12 protein-coding genes are annotated in these 19357 nt (G+C 60.1%); 8 read left to right on the forward strand and 4 right to left on the reverse strand.

The window, feature by feature from the left end; translation table 11 throughout:
* Window positions 1–49: 49 nt before the first annotated feature.
* Complete coding sequence (locus HU755_RS01970; RefSeq protein WP_186630405.1) at window positions 50–1099, reverse strand: Ldh family oxidoreductase; 1050 nt, start codon at window positions 1097–1099, stop codon at window positions 50–52.
* Between the two features lie 394 nt (window positions 1100–1493).
* Here HU755_RS01970 and HU755_RS01975 point away from each other — a divergent pair, with 394 nt between their 5' ends.
* Entirely contained in the window at window positions 1494–6206 is a 4713-nt protein-coding gene (locus tag HU755_RS01975) for a DUF6543 domain-containing protein (RefSeq protein WP_238349939.1), read from the forward strand.
* Between the two features lie 72 nt (window positions 6207–6278).
* Here HU755_RS01975 and HU755_RS01980 read toward each other — a convergent pair whose 3' ends face one another.
* Entirely contained in the window at window positions 6279–6548 is a 270-nt protein-coding gene (locus HU755_RS01980; RefSeq protein ID WP_186552429.1) for a PepSY domain-containing protein, read from the reverse strand.
* 153 nt (window positions 6549–6701) lie between these two features.
* On the opposite strand from HU755_RS01980, the gene HU755_RS01985 reads away from it, so the two are divergent.
* Window positions 6702–7703 (forward strand): FecR family protein, encoded by a 1002-nt coding sequence (locus tag HU755_RS01985; protein ID WP_186630407.1) that lies wholly within the window; start codon window positions 6702–6704, stop codon window positions 7701–7703.
* A gap of 58 nt (window positions 7704–7761) precedes the next feature.
* Here the strand turns inward: HU755_RS01985 and HU755_RS01990 are convergent, their stop codons facing one another.
* Window positions 7762–10107, reverse strand: coding sequence for a penicillin acylase family protein (locus HU755_RS01990; RefSeq protein ID WP_186630408.1), 2346 nt, complete (start codon window positions 10105–10107; stop codon window positions 7762–7764).
* 1218 nt (window positions 10108–11325) lie between these two features.
* Between HU755_RS01990 and HU755_RS01995 the strand changes: the two genes are divergently transcribed.
* Complete coding sequence (locus tag HU755_RS01995; RefSeq protein WP_186630409.1) at window positions 11326–11703, forward strand: fe2+ zn2+ uptake regulation protein; 378 nt, start codon at window positions 11326–11328, stop codon at window positions 11701–11703.
* An 18-nt stretch (window positions 11704–11721) separates the two neighbouring features.
* Here the strand turns inward: HU755_RS01995 and HU755_RS02000 are convergent, their stop codons facing one another.
* On the reverse strand, window positions 11722–11910 hold the full coding sequence (locus HU755_RS02000) for a hypothetical protein (protein WP_186552537.1): 189 nt from the start codon (window positions 11908–11910) through the stop codon (window positions 11722–11724).
* A gap of 360 nt (window positions 11911–12270) precedes the next feature.
* Between HU755_RS02000 and HU755_RS02005 the strand changes: the two genes are divergently transcribed.
* From HU755_RS02005 to HU755_RS02025, 5 genes are read left to right on the forward strand one after another with little or no spacing between them, the layout of a single operon-like run.
* On the forward strand, window positions 12271–13518 hold the full coding sequence (locus tag HU755_RS02005) for an MFS transporter (RefSeq protein WP_186630410.1): 1248 nt from the start codon (window positions 12271–12273) through the stop codon (window positions 13516–13518).
* A 12-nt stretch (window positions 13519–13530) separates the two neighbouring features.
* Window positions 13531–14661 (forward strand): acyl-protein synthase, encoded by a 1131-nt coding sequence (locus HU755_RS02010; RefSeq protein WP_186630411.1) that lies wholly within the window; start codon window positions 13531–13533, stop codon window positions 14659–14661.
* A gap of 1 nt (window position 14662) precedes the next feature.
* Window positions 14663–17059 carry an acyl-CoA reductase gene (locus HU755_RS02015; protein WP_186630412.1) on the forward strand — a complete coding sequence of 799 codons (2397 nt, stop codon included), beginning with the start codon at window positions 14663–14665 and terminating at the stop codon, window positions 17057–17059.
* 43 nt (window positions 17060–17102) lie between these two features.
* Complete coding sequence (locus HU755_RS02020) at window positions 17103–18404, forward strand: phenylacetate--CoA ligase family protein (RefSeq protein WP_186630413.1); 1302 nt, start codon at window positions 17103–17105, stop codon at window positions 18402–18404.
* Complete coding sequence (locus HU755_RS02025) at window positions 18392–19318, forward strand: GNAT family N-acetyltransferase (RefSeq protein WP_186630414.1); 927 nt, start codon at window positions 18392–18394, stop codon at window positions 19316–19318. Before HU755_RS02020 ends, HU755_RS02025 begins: the two co-directional genes overlap by 13 nt.
* Window positions 19319–19357 lie beyond the last annotated feature (39 nt).

The raw sequence follows: 19357 nt of genomic DNA on the forward strand, positions 1-19357 counted from the left end.
ATGTAAAAGGCGAACCTCGCGGTTCGCCTTTTTTGTTGCCGCTATTTCCTCAGGCGCCTGACTGCCCTGCCAGTTCGCGCAACTGCGCCAGCGTCGCCTCGTCCAGCACAATCCCTTGCGCCAGCGATCTGGCGCGCTGCTGATGTCGGCGATCGCCCGGCAACCGCTTGAGCCCGACACCGTGCATCTGCCGCACCAGCTCTTCACTGCGCTCGGCAAAGCTTTGCCCCGCCGCCTTGCTCGGGTCAATGACGATCATAAGTTGGCCGGTCCACGGCGTTTTCGCCCCGGGATGGTTCGACCAGTCGAACTCAAAGGAGAAGTTGCCGCCGGTCAGCGCCGCAGCCAGCAACTCGACCATCATCGACAGCGCCGAGCCCTTGTGCCCGCCAAACGGCAGCAACGCGCCGCCTTCCAGAATGGCGCGTGGGTCCTGGGTCGGTTGACCGAGACCGTCGACGCCCATGCCGACCGGCAGTTTTTCGCCCTTGCGCGCAGCGATCTGCACGTCACCGTGGGCGATGGCGCTGGTGGCCAGGTCGAAAACGATCGGTGCGGCGCCGGCCCGGGGTGCAGCGAAGGCAATCGGGTTGGTGCCGAACAACGGCCGGTCGGCGCCATGGGGCACCACGCAGGTCATGCTGTTGACCACGCTGAGCGCCACCAGGCCTTCGTCGGCGAACGGTTCGACGTCCGGCCACAGCGCGGCGAAGTGATGCGAATTGCGAATCGCCAACACGGCGATGCCCGCGTGCCGCGCCTTTTCGACCAGCAACGGCCGGGCGGCGGCCAGGGCCGGCTGGGCGAAACCGTTGCTGGCATCGACGCGCACAAATCCTGGGGCGACGTCTTCGACTTGCGGCACCGCCTGTCCGTTGACCCAGCCACTATCAAGAGTCGAGACGTAACCAGGAATGCGAAACACGCCATGGCTGTGCGCGCCATCACGCTCAGCGCCGGCACAGTTGGCGGCCAGCACTCGCGCGACTTCCGCAGAGGTGCCATGCCGCAGGAAAATCGTTTCAAGCAATTGCGTCAGCGCTTCGAGAGACAACGAGGACGAGACAACCGAGGACACATGATCGTGTGGCGCAGACATCTGAAGCTCCAGAATGATTATTGGAGGGAACAACAGCGTACGAACGACTTGCCCAGCGATTAACCATGGCGCAGCTGTCGGCTGTCAACCCTTCGATGACACGCCAATCAAGGACTCGCCTGACTGCACATTTCAACCCGGCGTGTGCGGTAACTATCTACCGCCAGTCGCTGAGGCCGCCTATTTATTCTGACGATCCCGCCCCATGGCGCCCTCGTTCAGAGTCCCGATGATGCCCAGTTCGACTGCTCCACTGCTGTTTCCAGACATTCTGCAATCCCCAGGCCAGCGGGCTGCCTCGGGTTCCACCCACACCCTCGGCAGCGAAGACCTTGCGTGGCTCGCCCACGTGAAACTGGCCACCCACTCCCTGCGCATTGCGCAGACACCGCCGATGCTGGCCGAACGCATTCTGCTCAACGCCGACAAGCAACTGCCTGTCCCCTTGGCCGGCAGCTTCATGCTCAGCTCCAGCGCGGATGGCCATGGCGCGTTTCTGTACACGCCCTACGATGGCCTGAAAAAATTCAGCGATGCCCCAGCGCTGATCGCTGCCTTGCAAACGCGCCTGGACAAGGCGAAGGACACGGATGATCTACTCGCGTTTCTCACCCTGTCACGGCGCAAGGAGCTGACAGGTAAGGAAGCCATTACGCTGAGCCGCGAAACGATTGAGGGGGATGTATTCGAAGATCAGAAAGCCGCGATCAACGAATCCCTGGAGGCTTGCGCGCGCGATCTGCTGGATGAATTGACGCGTCTGCCTTCACTCACCGCATTGCTGGAAAAAATGCTCGACGAACTGCTCAAGCCCCACTTTGCCGGCTTGCGACAGTCACATACCCGGGTCCGCTTTTTCGCGGATACCCCGACGCTCTCCACGCAAAACAGGCAATTGCTCGCTTCGCTGTCGCTGAGTGAGGCGCTGCTGCTGCATTTCCACCGTCAGGGCTGGCCGCCGGGTCAGACCGTCGAGTTTGCCAATCCGGGCCGTTCAAGCGTGGCGGCCGACCAGATCGCCTGGGGCAATGCGATCAAGTCCGCGTCCGGCGAGCTGACCATGCGGCTGTTTCGACAACTGGAGCTGTTCTGGAACGCCGCCTCGTTCGAGGGTTCGCCCCGCCGTACATTCTTCAGCCAGACGTTACAGGACCAGGCACGTGCCCAACTGATGATCAAACGCGAGTCGGCACTTCTCTCGGCCACCGAGTTTGACGCCCTGCACTGCTTGATCCGGGAGCCGAGCGGACCGGTGCGCAAGCCGACTTTCAAAACCGTGTGTTTACGCGACGAGACTGGCGCTGTCGAACTGGCCGGCTCGCTGATGACCAGCCATGACAAGGCTTGGCTCTACCGCCCCAGCCAAGGCTGGCAAGCATTCAGCAACGACGCCGCACTTAAACAAATGCTGATCGCCACACTCACAGTGGCCGGCCAGGAAGACGATCTGTATGGGCTGATGAATCTGGAGGAGCGCAAACGTTACCTTGGTTTCGTCAACGCACAGGTGGCCGGAGAGCGCATCGCTGGCGAAATCATGACGACACTGTTTGAGGCGATCATCACCAAACAACGCCAGAACGTCGAATTCGCCTTGCAGCAATTTCGCCAGGGTGCACGCACTACCGATGTTCATGCGCTTTTTGATAAGGCACTGGATATCCGCTCGATGCTCCACGAGCGCCTGCTCAAACTTGACGTCGATGGGCGCTGGAGCACCCGTCCAATTGACTCCAACACGCCGCCAACCTCGCTCGCGCAGGTCGACAAGGCAGCGCAACTGGCGAAAACGCTCGGACAGACGCTGGACAATCTCACCAGCGTTTTCAAAGCTCAGCCAACCCTCAGCAGCACCGACCAGCGTGTTTTTCTCCAAAGCAATCGCTGGAAACTGGCGCAGGCCTTCGAAGATGGGCTGCGCGCTGAATCGCAGATCAGAAACCTCAGCGGTTCATGGCTGGCGGCAGAACGCAACATCGTCGATTGCGTGTTCGACACGAAACTCAGCACACGTACGGATCGCCAGACGCTCAATGGCTTTCGGCCGGACGCCTGGTCACTGACCCTCACCCGCACCGACCAAAGTGGCGAATTACCGCTTGCCCATTGCCTCCTGTTGACCGAACGCGGCGGCATGGACGTCGAGCATTCAGGGCGCGCCATTCTGTGGACCCCGGCCATCGGCCTGGAATCGTTCGACAACATCGATATTGCGAAAACGCAATTGCAGCAGCGGCTCGACAACAATAACCAGAGTCAGACAGTGCTGGAGAACCTGGCAGTTGAGCAACGTCGACTGGATCAGCGGTACACACTGGGCACTTTTCAGTTGATTGAGGGCAAGGTATCAACCGATCGCATGCAATCGGCCATCGAACATTTCCTCGCTCATTGCGAAGTGTTGCGCGCCTGCACCAAGGATCAGGCCACACTCCCAGCGTTTCTCGGCCACATGAAAACCACCGTCATCGATACCAACCTGAACCGGGCGGTCCAGTTCGCGCAGGCCCTTTCTCGTCACTTGGACTTCCCCGACTGGTTGCGCAAAGCGCCAATGGCCGAACAAACCACGCAACTGCACTTGCTTGATCAATGGCGACGCAGCGTTATCGACGGCAAGGATTTTCTCGAAAATGTCCCGACGTTGGCCTCTCATGTCGAGCAGACACTGAAAACATTACTCGACAGCCGATTCCCGAATAACGGACTCAAGCCCCAGGATATCCAGATTACGCCTAATCTGGCGCTGGCCGGGCCTGCCTGCCATCTACTCGATTTTGCCTTGCAGCACTTCAACATCGCGCAAGGCACTGGCTTCAAAGTGGCTTCGAACACGACCACAGCGTTACCCGCAAAGCTCGACCAGTCAGCGGTACGACAACTGCTGCAATCGCTCCAGATTACCACCGCCTACACTGACAAAGTGGTGCAGGCGCTGTCAGGTGACAGTGCTTCTGCCAGTACCAGCAAAGAACGCTTTGTGCGTCAGTTACCCTGGCAAATGATGCAGCACGCACACTCGTTGAAATTGCAACAACAGTTGTCGGACACCGGGTACGACTTCATTTGCCAGGTTCTGGACATGCCCGACGGGGTAGCGCGTGCGACGGTGGAAGGCGCTCACGCCATCGTTAGCCCGTTGTCATTGATCAAGACCGGCAGCGCAGACTTTGTCGACACGCTTGGGCTGTATGTCATCGGGCCGGGCACCGGGCACATAGGCCCATGCGTGCTCTATGCGCCGTACGCGAGTGAAGTATTTCGAGAATTCGAGAGTGACGTGCAGTTGATCGAAGCCTTGAATGAGCCCGGGGATTTTCAGGAACTAATCATCCGCCGTCTGCCTTCCGCGCAACAAGCGATCTTCAGGAGTCGGTTGGAAACAACCGTTGGCAAAGCCAGCGACATCAAACTTCAACGTTCGCCCATCACGGGCAATCTGTTGGAGCGGTTACACAAGGACACCCTCAGCCTCTTAACCCAATTGCTTAAATGCCAGCCGCAGGTAAACGCGCAATCGGACTGGGAAGCTGTGAAGTGTCTCTTGCGTCATGGCGTTCATCTGGTTCCGCACGTGTTGCCAGGTAAAATCGCTTCTTTGTTTTTCCTTTGGAAAAGCTACGAGGATTTCAAAAAATCCGCCGAAGGACTGCAGGACCACCATTGGGCGAACGCCGTGAAAAACTTCATCGCCGGCGGGATAACCCTGGCCAGTCTGGGGCGCCTGTCCTGGGAAACCGAAGCAGAACAGGAAACGGCCGAATTTGCCTCTCAAGCGCAGGCTCCCGTATCGAAGGCTGGCGAAACTGCCGGCGAGACGACAATAAAAACCGCTGCGCGTTGGGCAAAAGTATCACCCGTTACGTCCCCTCGCCTTGACTTGCAGCGTTTTGAAACCACCACTGCTCTGGAAAAGCTCAAACTCGAGGGCAATAAACTGGTTTACGGGGATGCCGCCACCACGCATAAGTACGCGGCAATCGCCGGCAAAGTCTATGGGGTGGTCCAGGCTGGAAAAAACTGGTACTTGCGCAAAAAAGACGGGGGGCCAGGGCCGGCCCTTGAACAGGAGAACGCCAGATTAGTATTGGCGCGCGCGGGTCAGCAGGTTCAGCGCTGTCGCTCGAAACAGCGCAACCGTATTCAAACCGAGGTCGAGTCAAGCCGCTCGATCATGATGTACATCCAGGCCAAAGGGATGGCCCAAATCAATCAGCGCTATCCCGCCCGAGCCTTCGTGATACAGCAAGCTGTCGGGCGAGCGCGGAACTACGCACTTTATTGTCTGCATAACTTCGTCATACATCGCGACAACCTCGGTGGCACACGGGTAGAAAGGTTGCTCAGGCATTTCTTCGAAGTACCGCAAGTCACCCCCATGCTGCTCAGAAAAATCGAGAAAGTCGTCCTGCCCATTTGCCGCGAGCTGACAGATCCCAAAGACGACATGCTCTATACCGAGCGCTTTTTCGCCGGTTTGAATGCGCGCTACGGCGACGACACCGTTGCCTTTGTTTTCAAGGAAGACAAACGCAAGATCCTTCACCTGACCGAACATTTTTTTAACCCGGGCATGGATGTCTACACCGATGTATTGCCGCCCAGGTTCAATGTCGACTCGCATGCTCGCGCCGTCGCGCTGCTGCACGAGCTTTCGCATCTGATCTGCGATAGCGAAGATCTCGTCTCCGCTGAGGCGATGGCGCCGTTTCCACACCTTATCGATACAACCACTACCAAGGGGCAACGGCTCAAAGAAGACCTCGATCAACAGCGCAAATCCTTGTCGCGCTTCACTGCAGCTTCGCATCTGTTCGCGCGCAAGGACGAGAACGGAGTATGGGTCGATCTCGACCAGTTGCCGGACGAAGCCGATGCCTGCAAAAAAATCCTCAGCGCTACAAAGACCAAAAACCTCGCCGACGCACGTAAAGCCTTCCGCGATCCTCTGGCTGATGAGGCACGCATTGACGTGATGCTGGCCAACGCTGACTCGATCGCGCTGCTGATCAGCGAAATGGGCAGGGAGCTGGACCCGCTTCCGGCACCGATACCTTTGCCGGCGCCAACATCGAGTCCGCAAGGATCTTCGCAACCTTCGCCGTGAACCTCGAAAAAAATGCGCTGGCGTGATGCCAGCGCATTTTCTACAAGCAACACACGTGGACAAACCGCCTGGTTAATCCTTTTGGTCGCGCAACACGTTGCCCGACGCCCCGTCAATGCGGAATTCGTAGACGGTGCCGTCGGCCTTGCGCCCCTCGCCTTCCCAGTAACCGTCATTGTCGGCGCCGATTTCATAGACCTCGACGTAGCCGGCCTTGGTCTTGGCAACTTCGATGGCTTTTTCGATGGTGATCCAGCCTGCACCAGGCTTGTCGGCCAGGGCGGTGCCGGCGCCGAGCAGACCGGCAGTGGCGATCAGAGCAGCAAAAGTCGTTTTGATCATTTTTTCACTCCATTTATGGATAGTAGGCAGTGCATCCTGTTTTTTTGGGTAGCGCTGCGGAAAATAAGTTCCACTTTTGATGGGCAATTGCCATGACTGCTGTTCTCGGCCACTTGCCGCAAAGGGTAGAATGAGCAAAATCAGGATGACTCAATGACCCAAGACACCCTCTCGGAAGCCGAATACGATGCGATCACCGATGCCGCCGCGCACTGGTGCATGCGTCTGCACGCCGCCGATTGCACGGATGAGGAGCGTGATGCATTCGAGCAGTGGCACGCGGCTCATCCTCTGCATGCATTCGAGTACGAGGCAATGCTCGAAGTCTGGGAGGTCGCCGAGCACTTGCCTCGCCCGACGCCCGCGCTTGCCACAGCATCGCGGCAGTCTTCGCACGCATGGCGCCAGTACGTTGCGGTCGCCGCAGCGTGCGCACTCGCACTGCCCCTGGCGACCTATGCCGGCTGGAATCTTGGCTGGTTGCCCAACAGCCATGAGCATTTCTCCGCCACCGACGAGGTGCGTCGAGTCACCCTCAGTGACGGCAGCGAGCTGGAACTGAACCTCAACACCGATCTGACCTTTAGCAACTACAAGGATGAGCGCCGTGTCACGCTGAAAAAAGGCGAGGCATTCTTTACTGTCAGTCATGACCTCGCCCATCCCTTTGTCGTGCGCGCAGGGGAAGGCAAGGTTCGGGTGACCGGCACGCGTTTCAATGTGTGGATGTATGAGGATCAAGTGCGGGTCAACCTGGTCGAAGGCTCGGTGCTGGTGTCCAGCGATCGCGCCCTGCCGGGTGACGGCCTGCGTCTGGGGCCAATGATGCAGGCGCGCTACAAGCACGGCGACTACATCCCGCAGATCAGCCAGACCTACCCCGACGATGCAGCGCTGGCCTGGCGCAGCGGCAAACTGGTGCTGGACAATCTGGCGCTGAATGACGCCCTGCCCCTGATCAACCGCTACTTGACCCACCCATTGATGCTGGCCGACAGCCGCACCGGTTCGCTTCGCGTGGGCGGCATCTACAACATCAAAGAGCTGAACAACCTCGCCAACAGTCTGCCCAAGGTGCTGCCGGTCTACCTGACGCGCAATAAGGAAGGCAACCCGGTGATCAACTCGATGCCGCAACAACCGCCAAAAAGCTGATGGCCGCAACCCTTGCAGGGTGCGGCCATCAGCGTCGATACCATGAACACGCCGGGAATTACTGAGCGGCGACCTTCCCCGCGTTGCCCGGCGTCTCGCGTACAGTCTGTACCTGATATTGCGGATCAGCCTGAATCTGCTGCTCGGTAAACGGCAGCACACTCCACTGCTTCTTCGAGAACGCCTCGGTCTGATCCCGCGAATACTTCGACGCCGGATCGCTCGACAGCGAAAACGCCAGCACCCCCTGGGCGTGCGGACCGTTTTCATCGAACGTCACGACTTGCAGATAACTGGTACCGCTGACCACTTCGAGCTTGCCGTCCTCACGAGGCACGCTCTGGATCGCGTTGTAAATCCCCAACGTGCCCGGCCCGCCGTGAATAGGCGTCTGTTGCCCGCCACTGCTGACGACCTGGATGTCGCCCCAACGGCTCTGCGGCTTGAGGCCCATTTTCGCAGTCGATTCGACCGACGCCAGCATCGCCTCACGCAACGCCTCGGCCACCGCTGGCTGCTCGATCGCCAGACCGCGCGGCGTGTGCCGGGCATCGTTGGGATCGAACGCGACACGCCAGACATCCGGCAAATCCTGCAGCGCCTGCATGATGTTGTGGAAATGCACCAGCCCCACCCCAGATTCCAGATTGGCCCGACCGTCCCAGGCCTTGAGACTGGCGCAAAGCGGTTTCAGCGCCTGCGCATTGGCACCGAGGCTCGCGGCACAGAACTTCAGCAGATCCGGCATCACCTGGGTGGCCAGATACACCTGATCATCCATCACCATGTGCTGCAAATCCTTCACTGCCAGCGGACCTTTCTTGCTCAACGTGGCTAGACGATCCAGCGCAAAACGCGAGCGCCAGCCCAGCGGTTGACCGTCCTGACTGATCAGCGGTGAAAAACCGCTCAGCGGTTGCGCCGGGTTGGCCAGCCATGCCGAGTCATTGGAATGCTGGACGAAGTCTTTGCGCTGCAATTGCGGCAACTGGCTGGCGGCATAAATGCCCTTCTGCGCGGCGTGCGGGTCGACATCCCAGGCGCAGGCGCTGTTGGAGCCATCGAGCACAATCAGTTGCGTGCCAATCCGCGGATCGCTGCACTGCGCGAGTTTGTCAGCACTGACGTTGGGCACCACCGACAGGTTCATGTACAGCGTCTGCCCCTGGTCATCGACGGCCAGCGTATTGACCCACGGTATGCCTTGGATCTTGTGCACCGAATCCTGCAACTGCTGGAGCGTTGACGCCTGATTCATCGCGTACCACTGATTCAACACCCGGTCATTCTCCAGGTTGGCATCGCGCAGGCTATAGGCGTATTGCTTGTCCCAATCGAGCTTGCCCGGCCACTGCACAATCGGCCCGAACTGCGAACTGAAGACGTCACGCGAGACCGCCACCACCTGCCCGTCAGCCTGCTTGACCTGCACGGTCACGGTCTGCTTGTTCATCGGCAGCGACTTGCCGTCGAGCAGGTAGCGCGTCGGGTCTTTCGGATCGAGTTGCAAGCGATACAAGGTGAAGTGTTTCGATGAATCGACCGTGTGCGTCCAGGCCAGGTGCTGGTTAAAGCCAATATTGATCATCGGCAGACCGGGCAAGGCAGCGCCCATGACGTCGAGCTTGTCAGGGATGGTCAGGTGCATCTGATAAAACCGCATCCCGCCGACCCACGGAAAATGCGGATTGGCCAACAACATCCCGCGCCCGTTGAACGAACGCTCACTGCCCACAGCCACCGCGTTACTGCCGCGATCCAGAGCAAAGCGTTGCTGGCGCGCATCGGCCAATTGATAAGCCTGCCTATCGTGTTCGACCACCGCTGTCGCTTGCGGCGGCGTAGCGCCGACCAAGGCTTCGGCAAACTGTCCGACACCGCCCTCGACCAGCAAACGGCGGGTCAGCTTGACCAGATCCTGCGGTGCAATCTTGCGCACCCACTCGCCCTGACACTGTTGTGGCAAACCCTGCTGACGGCGCTCGTCCAGATAACGGTTGTAACCGGCAGCGTAGCCTTCGACCAGATCCCGAACCTGAGCCGGTTGTGCCTGCCAGAAGGTGTCGACCGCCTCGGGGGTATTGAGCCAGCTGAAGAACACATCGCTGACTCGATTTTCACGCTCTTCGACGGTGAACTGATCCGGACCGAAGTAACGTGAGCGCTGGCCATTGACCGTCACGATCTCGTTCGCCAGCAGGCACAGGTTGTCCTGCGCATAGGCATAGCCAATACCGAACCCAAGCCCGCGCTCATCATGGGCACGAATATGCGGCACACCAAAAGCGGTACGGCGAATATCGGCACTGACCTCATTGGCCAGGCTCAATGCATGAGCTGAACAACTCAGGCCGAAAAACACGCCGGCAAGGGTCAGCCCGGTTAATTGTCTGGAAATCGTCACGCTTGCTCCTGATCGACATGCCAACGAACGGACCAGACGCCACAAACAAGGCGTACGGCGGATCCGCTCTGGAAACACCCCTGCGTCCACGCGCAATGAGCCTGTCGAAGAAACGAAGCTGGTAGAAAAAATTTAATGAGTTCCCTGTCATTCGGGAAACAGAGCAGGTTCGGTCAATGGGTTCGAGTTCAGTCAGTAGGAGCATGGGTGGCTGTCAGGACGTCTTCGCGAGCAGGCTCGCTCCCACAGTGGGATTGTGGTGGGTCAGGAGGATATGGGGCGGCTGGCAGGCCGCCTTCGCTGGCAAGCCAGCTCCCACAGTTGGGATTGGGTGAATCTGATGGAAATGAGGCGGCTGGTTGGCCGTCATCGCGAGCAGGCTCACTCCTACAATGGGATTGTGGTGTGCCAGGAGGATATGGAGCGGCTGGCAAGCCGGCTCCCACAGTTGGGATTGGGTGAATCTGATGGACATGAGGTGGCTGGTTGGCCGTCATCGCGAGCAGGCTCACTCCTACAGTGGGATTGTGGTGGGTCAGGAGGATATGGGTCGGCTGGCAGGCCGCCTTCGCTAGCAAGCCAGCTCCCACAGAAAAGCAAAAACAAAAGCAAAGCAAACCGCGTTGGCTTCTAATCACTCATCACGATGAGCGTTAGCTCAAGTAAAGCTTTTGCTTCTCACCACTCAACACGATGAGCGTTAGCTCAAGTACCGCTTTTGCTTCTCACCACTCAACACAATGAGCGTTAGCTCGAGTAAGGCTCTTGATCTTGATGCACGGCGCCCGTCGGAAGGCTGAGCGGAGGGATTGATCCGGGCGTGGGAGCGCAGCGACCGTACGACGAAGTCGTACACAGCGAGAGGAGGTGCAGCGAAGCAAACCGGAGACGCTGCGCCCGGATCGATCCCGCAGCGAAGGCACCCCGAGCCACAGCGAGGGGCCGCACGTCAGGGCAAAAGGCCTTTGGTTACTTTGGGCCCCCAAAGTCACCCGCCGTAAGGGCGGAACCGCCAGCCGCAGCACCAAAAAAACCGGATATCCCCCACCCCCCAACAACATGGCCGGCCCAAAGGCCGCCAAGGTCCCCGACAAAAAAACCACCCCCCTTACACACAATTTCTACATCTTTTCTTTCATGATTTGTGCCGCTGATACGTCTAGTTCTACAGAGCGCAAAAAAACCCTTCCCGATCAGACGCTGAAAAGGAGTCACCGCATGTACAACTCGCAACTACCAACGGACGGTAGCCAGGCGCCACAAGGAGTCTCCATGAGTCCACACGCGAGCGATTTCGGACAGCGCGGCGAACGTCACGCCAACGACCGCATCCGCCTGTTGCTCAAGAGCTTCGGCCTGCGCACCAGCCTGATCCGCCTGAAAGTCATCGACGCACTGCTGCTCGCCGCCCACAGCAATCGCCGCCTGGGCGTACGCGGCGTGCACAGTCAGTTGCTCGACCTGGACGTTCCACTGTCCTTTCTCAGCGTGCGCGAAGTGCTCAAGCGCCTGTGCGCCGAAGGCGTCATCGTCTTCAATGCCGACAAAAGCTACAGCCTGCATCCACAGGCTGCGGCCGTACTCAATAACGAGTGAGACGCGCGGTAATCGCGGTCAGGGCTTGACCTTGCGGCGCATTACCCCGTTGATCACCACCACGACCACCGCCACGCCGATGGCGATGTACTGAAAGGTCTTCTCACTGATCATCCCGGCGTTCTGCAGCCAGGACAGGCCGAGCATGATCGCCAGTACGGACACGGCGATCAGAATCGAATAAATCAAGCGTTGCTTCTGGGTCATTGCGGTTTCCTGGAACATGGGCTGAATCCGGTTCGTATCCGCTTGCGTGCGGGCGCATATCGCTCTGCGGGTGCGGCGCTGCAAACGGGACCTCATGTTACAGCCGATGAGGCGTTTTGGCTTCATGACGGCACTCACATACGGATTTGCGCAATACCCCCAATCGATATACCCACCCAATGCCCGCGCTGTCGCGGGTATTTTTTTGCCTGCGGAATGCACTCGCCAAGTTTGTTTAATCAGGCCTTCGCTTAAACAAACTGCAAGCATTTGAAATCTAATGTCGCAGCAAACAACTAGGTGTCGCACACGTCTGGCTCTAGGCTCTCGCCACTTGCGGTTAACTGACAAGGACGTGTAATGCACAGAACTCTTATAAACATCGGCCCCCGGCAAATAGCTGTTTTTTGTCTGGCCCTTACTGCGTTTGAACTATTGACTTACATGGCCAGCGATTTGCTGATGCCGGCAATGCTCAGTGTCACTGCCGAACTGCACGCCGATGCGCGTCATGTTCCCCACGCATTCAATCTTTACCTGTTGGGGGGCGTCTGCCTGCAATGGTTGTTGGGGCCATTGTCGGATCGCTGGGGACGACGGCCGCTGCTGCTGATCGGGTGCGCATTATTCGGTGCAGCCTGTGCAGCGGCATTCTTCGTCAACAGCATTGAACTGTTCAACCTGCTGCGCCTGCTGCAAGGCATGGGCCTGGGCTTTGTCGTGACGGTCAGCTATCCGGCGCTGCAAGAGGTGTTCTGCGAAGCCGATGCGGTTCGCCTGATGGCCCTGCTTGGCAACGTTGCCTTGCTGTCGCCGTTGCTCGGGCCACTGCTCGGCGTCGTTTTGCTGCAATGGCTGAGCTGGCGCGAGCTGTTTCTGGGGCTGGGCCTGATGGCGGCACTCGTCTGGCTGGGGCTCTACCGGTATATGCCCGAGACTGTCGGCATCATTCGCCGCGATGGGCAGCGGCCTGAGCCGACTGCCCTCTCCTGGCGCCTCACCGCAAAGCGCTATCGGTCACTGCTGGGCAACCGCCGGTTTCTTTGCGCCAGCCTCTCTCTGGGGCTGATGAGCCTGCCGCTGATTGCCTGGATCGGCCTGGCACCGCTGTTGCTCATTCGATTGCAGGGCCTCTCGCCTGTGGAATATGGGCTGTGGCAACTGCCGGTGTTTTCTGCGGTGATCGTCGGCAATCTGATCCTCGACCGACTGCTGCCCACCCACTCCCTGCCACAGTTGATTCAACTGGCGCTCTGGCCATTTTGCCTCGGACTGCTGGCACTGGCCGGCTGCACGCTGCTCGGCGCCAGCACGGTGTCGGTGGTTGCCAGTCTGGCGCTGTATGCGGTCGGTCTGGGCATGAGCAATGCCGCCGTGTATCGACTGGCGCTGTTTTCCAGCGATGACAGCAAAGGCCTGGTCTCGGCGTTGACCGGGATGATCTCGATTGCCGTGATGGGTCTTGGCGGCTCGCTGATCGCCGTCATCGGGGGTGGCGCACACCTCGGACTTTTCGCCCTCTGCGCTGCGGCCAGCGGCCTGATGTGCCTGCCTTTGTTGTACGGATTACTGCCAGGCACACCCGCTGACTCCGCGTCTGACCAATAAAGGAATATTCAAATGCACGCCTTCCCTGCCAGCGATGCGCTCTGCGCGTTGCCACACCCCTATTGCCTGAATTCCGTACCGACGGGCCTGTTCGACCAGGCCATGGCCGAGATCAGCAGGTTTCATTGCCGGCACACCCCTGGCTACGAACATTGGCTGAACGCTAACGGTTTTGACGTTCAGGACCTGGACCGTGTTGATGACTGGTCACACCTGCCACCGATCCTGGCCAATTTTTTCAAACAACAGCTGTTGCTCAGCCCGACCGGCGAAGACGCCCTGGAGCTGACGTCGTCCGGCACCAGCGGCCAGAAGAGCCGCATGCGCTATGACCCGCGCAGCCTGGCGGGCGCGCAGTTCATGGTCGAGCGAATCTTTGACCACTATGGCTGGCTGACGCCCGACACGCCTTGCAACTACCTGCTGCTGAGCTACGAGCCGCGCGGCGCGATCACTCTAGGCACGTCCTACACCGATCAATTTCTCTGCCGCTTTGCCCCGGCCAACCGCGTCGTCTACGCCCTGCGTTGCACCGGCGACAGCCATCAGTTCGATGTCTACGGGGTCATCGCGGCCCTGCAAGCATTCGCCGAGGAAGGCTTGCCGGTAAGGATCTTCGGCTTTCCGGCGTTTCTTTGGCAGACTCTGGAGCACATGCGCGCCACCGGTGTGCCTGATCTGAGACTGCCGGCCGCGTCACTGGTGTTTTTCGGCGGCGGCTGGAAAACCCGCGCCAGCGAAGAAATTCCCCGACAACAGCTGTACGCACGCGTCGCCGAACAATTGGGTATCGAAACGGCGCGCTGCCGAGACGGTTACGGTGCGGTCGAGCACGCGGTGCCCTATATCGAATGCGCCCACCATCGTTTCCATGTGCCGGTTTACGCCAAGGCCTACGTGCGCAATCCCAATGACTTTTCTGTCCAGCCGTACGGCCAGCAGGGTTTGCTCGGGTTCGTTTCGCCCTACATTTCCTCAAGCCCCGCGCACGCAGTGGTGATGAGCGATCTGGCAACGCTGCACGCCGGCAAAGACTGCGCTTGCGGCCTGACGACTGACTGGTTCGAGTTGCACGGCCGCGCCGGCACCTCGGCGGGCAGAAGCTGCGCCATGGCGGCGGCCGATTTTCTGGGGAGGCAGTGACATGTATTTGATCAATGGACAATTGCACGCGGATCTGGACCTGCACGCCACACTCCAGACGCTGCAACAAGCACTGCCGCAGCACCTGAGCACAGCGCTGGACAGCGCCACCGTGCTGACCGCCGCGGCAATCTTTGCCGAGCGACTGCACACGCTGAGCCTGCCACTGGATGACGACCAGCGTGAGGCGCTGACTGCCTTCTGCCAGCCTCACACCTTGCAAACCAAGCTTGAACGCGAGCTGGGCGAACAACCGGCTTGCCTGCGCCGTATCGATTATCGGCAAGCGCGGTTCGAACGCTGGAGCCCTTTGGGCCTGGTGGTTCACGTGACACCGGCAAACGCGCCGCTATTGGCGTGCTGCGCGATCATCGAGAGCCTGCTGGCCGGCAACGTCAATTGGCTCCGGCCCAGCCGCAGCGACCAGGGTCTGACCGCGCGCCTGCTGCACGCGCTGGTGCAGTGCGATGCCAGCGGCCAGTTGCGTCATTACGTTGCCGTGCTACCGGTGGCCACCGCGCAGATCGGCCAATTGTGCAAAATCGCCAACGGTGTATCGGCGTGGGGCGGCGAAGCAGCGTTGCAAGCCATCCGTCAGCAATTGCCGCCCGGTTGCCGCTGGATCGACTGGGGACACCGCATCAGTTTTGCCTACCTGACCCCGGACGCAGCCTCGCCACAAGCGCTGGACGCGCTGGTCGATGAGGTGTGTCGCCTGGATCAGCAGGCCTGTTCCAGCCCGCAATGGCTGTTGGTCGACAGCGCAGAACCGGCGGTGCTGCAAGCCATCGGCGCGGCGCTGGCGCAGGCATTCGAGCGCCGCGCCGGACAATGGCCGGCGCTGGTGCCGACGGTTCAGGAAGCCTGCGAGATCACCACGCAGACCCTGATGGCCGGCTTGCGCCAGAGCTTTACCGGGGTGACCACGCAGGTCTGGAGCGCGCCGGGCTGGCGGGTGATCTGGAGCCATGAAGCGACGCTCGCACCGTCACCGCTGTTTCGTACGCTGCTGCTCAAACCGTTACCACGCGCTCAACTGAGCGAAAACCTGTTGCCGTGGCGCAACGTTTTGCAGAGCTGCGCGCTGGTGTGCGCCGATACGCAGATCGCCGAGCTGTCGCGCAGGCTGATTGCGGCGGGCGTCAGCCGAATCACGCCGACCGGCACGATCCACGATGGCTACGATGGCGAACCCCACGACGGCGTCTACGCCTTGCAGCGCTTGAGCCGGCGGGTGTCGGTCAGTGTCTCGCCGACGCAGTTGCCCACGCACACGAGCCTCGACCCGCGGCCCGACGCGCCGAGGCTGGCTGGCCTGCCCATCACCGACAAAGCCGCGTTTATCGCACGGCCGACGGAAGCGGCGGCGCAGCTGTTTTTCCGCTCGGGCGGCAGCAGTGGCACGCCGGCACTGGCGGGCTTCAGCTACCGTGATTTTCAGCGGCAGATGCGCGCGGCGGCCGACGGCTTGTTCGCGGCTGGCCTCGACCCGCAACGCGACAAAGTGATGAACCTGTTCTTCAGCGGCAGCCTGTACGGCGGCTTCTTCAGTTTCGCCAAAGTGCTGGAACTGCTGGGTGCCACTCACCTGCCAATGGGCGCGCCCGGCGACGATGACTACAGCGACATTGCGCAACTGATCATCGAGCAGCGCGTCACGGTGCTGATCGGCATGCCCAGCACTCTGCATCGCTTGTTCCTCAACGAACAGCAGCGTCTGCGCGAATACGGCGCCATTGAAAAGGTCTTTCTCGGCGGCGAGCATCTCAGCGATCCGTGCCGCGCGCTCTTGCAGGACTGCGGTGTCGCCAGCATCCGTTCGGCGCTGTACGGCAGTGTCGATGCCGGGCCTTTCGGGCATGCCTGCGCCGCGACTGGCGACGGCGTGTTTCACCTGATGGAGACGATTCAACATTTGGAAATCGTTGCGATGGACGCTGACCGGCCCGTGGTTGGCGAGGAAATCGGCCGTTTACTGTTCACCTCCAAAGCACGTGAGGCCCAGCAGGTGCAGCGTTATGAAGTCGGCGACACGGGGCGCTGGCTCCCCGGCGAATGCGCCTGCGGGCTGAGCTCGCCACGCTTTGAACTGCTGCAGCGCCACGGCCGGCTACTGCGCATCGGCAGCGATTTCATCTGTGTCGACGCACTCGCGCGGCACCTGCAGACGCCGTTTCAGCTGTACCTCGACCATGCGCCCGAGGGCCTGGAACGCTTGTTGATTCGCAGCCCCGGCGATCCGGCAGGCATTCAGGGCCGCCTGGAGCACTACACCACGCTGAGCAATCTGGTTCGCACCGGGCTGCTCATGGTGCAAGTCGAGGTCTGCACGCCAGAGCAATTCTGCAGAAACAGACACAGTGGAAAGGTACCCCCGGTGATTGACGCGCGCCGTTAAACGCCTCCAACGCACACAGCCTGAATAATTAGAGAAAGATGTTATGGACACTTCACTTGAACTTAACAAGTTGCTCGCCTTTGCTCGCGAACATTCACCGTATTACGCCCGCCATTGGCAACATGTTGCACCGCAAGTCACCACGCTCAACGAACTTCCTTTGGTTGACCCAGAACAATATTGGGCACATAGCGAGAACTTCGCTGATTGGCCGGTACTGACATCGACCGTAGAACGCGCACTGGTGTTCAAGACCGGTGGAACCGTCAGCGCCGGTAAGCTTTCGGTATTTACCCGCGATGAGTGGCAGACACTGGTGCGCGACTTCGGCGGCCAGCTCACCGACCAACTCAAGCCGGGCGATCGGGTCGCCAACCTGTTTTTCGTCGGCGATCTCTATGCCAGTTTCATCTTTATCCACGATGCACTGGCGTACGAAACCGCAGGTGTCACTGAATACCCTTTTACCGGCGCGGTCGAGCCTGCGGTGCTGGTTGAAGCCATCCGGCAACACGCTATCAATGTGCTGGCCGGCGTGCCCGCGCAGTTGCTCGGGTTCGCCGACGTGTTACAGCGCCAAGGCCAGACCCTGACCGAGGTTGACGCCCTGCTCTACGGCGGGGAAAGCCTGTTCGCCGGGCAACTGCAGGTGCTGCGCAGTGTGTTTCCCAATGCACGAATCGCCTCCATCGGCTACGCCAGTGTCGACGCCGGGTTCATCGGCGCCTCGTCCGCGGATTGCGCCTTGGGCGAACACCGCATGCTACCCGGCCACAGCGTGCTGGAAATCATTGATGAGCACACCGGCGAAGTCATCGAAACCTGCGACCGCAGCGGACGGCTGGTGCTGACCAATCTCACCCGTCGCTTGATGCCGTTGATCCGCTACCCGGTGGGCGACCTGGCTTGCTGGCGAGAACCGGCCACCGCGCCGATGCGCAAGTTTGCCTTGATGGGTCGCAGCGCGAGCAGTCAGCGCGTACGGGTCAGCAGCCTGACCCTGGTGATCGAGGACATCGCCAGGATTGTGCAGCGCCACACCGGCAGTGACGACTGGCAACTGGTCATCAGCCAATCGGCGAATGTCGATGTCGTCAGCCTGAAGTGGGCGTCCGCCCCCCAGGCACCAACGACCGTGCAAGCCAATGCAGCCTTGCTGGAAGCCTGGCACGCGCAGAACCCGCAGGCGGCACAGCGGTGTGCCGAGCGGCTGCTGCAATTGCAGGTCATCGCTTGCCCAAGCGCAGAACTCGCGCGTCATCCACGCTCCGGCAAGCGCCAGCGCGTCGTCGACCTGCGCGTATACCCAGCCTCTGGTCAGGAGCAACGTCCATGGACAACCTGACGCTACGCAGCTATCGCAGTGCCGATGCCGGGGCCGTCAGCCGCCTGTTCCGGGAGATTTATGGCGAACACTACGTACAGCCCCACGTGTACTTGCCGTTGATGATCAACCAGAACCATGGTGACGGGACCTGGCATTCGCTGGTGGCGCAAATCGGTAAAAAGATTCTCGGTCACGCCACGCTCTGCCGGAGTGTCGAATCGCAAACGGCGGAACTGGCCTTGAGCGTGGTCCATCCTTCGACACGCGGGCAGAACATTGCCACCCAGTTGGGCACACGACTGTTGATACATGCGCAAGCGCTGCGCTGCCGGGGCGTGACCATCAAGCAAGTGACGCAGCATGACTACACGCAACGCATGGCTGAGCGGCTGGGTTTTTGCAGCACCGGATTGCTGCTCGACTATGTGCCCTCGCCGTTTGGCGAGCCTTTGGCTGAGTCCATTGTTATCGGTTTCATGCCTATCGACGGTTACCGCAGGCCACTTCCGGCACTGCTGTGGCCGGAACGCTGTCGCGAGTTCATGGAACACTTGAGTGAGGTATACGGAACGCAGGAGAAAGAAGTCCCCTGGGTGGGTGCGCCGATTCATGTAGAGCAACGTTTCATGCGCTATGACGTGACCCTGGAAAAGCTCGACAGCAGGTTACTCAAGCAACTGCGAAGGCTGCCGCGGCACTGGATGATTTCCATCAGGCTCAGGCTGGCGACGGGGTTTGCCAGTGCCGTGGAAAATCTGTCGAAAATAGGCTTCAGCTTCACCGGGATTGCCCCGAACGATCGCTGTGAGGGATGGCTGGCGCTGTTTCACCGGGGCTATTGCGCGCGCACGTTGCAGTTGCATTGCCCGCATATCCAGCGCTTGCATGATCAGGCCCAACAGCCCGCCGACGAGGCGGCTGCGCATTCGTGAGTCACCATCGCCCGTTCACGCGCTGAACGGGCTCAACGG

The sequence above is a fragment of the Pseudomonas sp. SWRI111 genome, assembly GCF_014268555.1.
Lineage (GTDB): Bacteria > Pseudomonadota > Gammaproteobacteria > Pseudomonadales > Pseudomonadaceae > Aquipseudomonas > Aquipseudomonas hamedanensis.

Coding starts and splice junctions, on each gene's coding strand:
- HU755_RS01970 (WP_186630405.1), bottom strand. CDS start 1,099: ATGTCTGCGCCACACGATCATGTGTCCTCGGTTGTCTCGTCCTCGTTG.
- HU755_RS01985 (WP_186630407.1), top strand. CDS start 6,702: ATGACCCAAGACACCCTCTCGGAAGCCGAATACGATGCGATCACCGAT.
- HU755_RS02020 (WP_186630413.1), top strand. CDS start 17,103: ATGGACACTTCACTTGAACTTAACAAGTTGCTCGCCTTTGCTCGCGAA.
- HU755_RS02015 (WP_186630412.1), top strand. CDS start 14,663: ATGTATTTGATCAATGGACAATTGCACGCGGATCTGGACCTGCACGCC.
- HU755_RS02005 (WP_186630410.1), top strand. CDS start 12,271: ATGCACAGAACTCTTATAAACATCGGCCCCCGGCAAATAGCTGTTTTT.
- HU755_RS01995 (WP_186630409.1), top strand. CDS start 11,326: ATGTACAACTCGCAACTACCAACGGACGGTAGCCAGGCGCCACAAGGA.
- HU755_RS02025 (WP_186630414.1), top strand. CDS start 18,392: ATGGACAACCTGACGCTACGCAGCTATCGCAGTGCCGATGCCGGGGCC.
- HU755_RS02010 (WP_186630411.1), top strand. CDS start 13,531: ATGCACGCCTTCCCTGCCAGCGATGCGCTCTGCGCGTTGCCACACCCC.
- HU755_RS01975 (WP_238349939.1), top strand. CDS start 1,494: ATGCTGGCCGAACGCATTCTGCTCAACGCCGACAAGCAACTGCCTGTC.
- HU755_RS02000 (WP_186552537.1), bottom strand. CDS start 11,910: ATGACCCAGAAGCAACGCTTGATTTATTCGATTCTGATCGCCGTGTCC.
- HU755_RS01980 (WP_186552429.1), bottom strand. CDS start 6,548: ATGATCAAAACGACTTTTGCTGCTCTGATCGCCACTGCCGGTCTGCTC.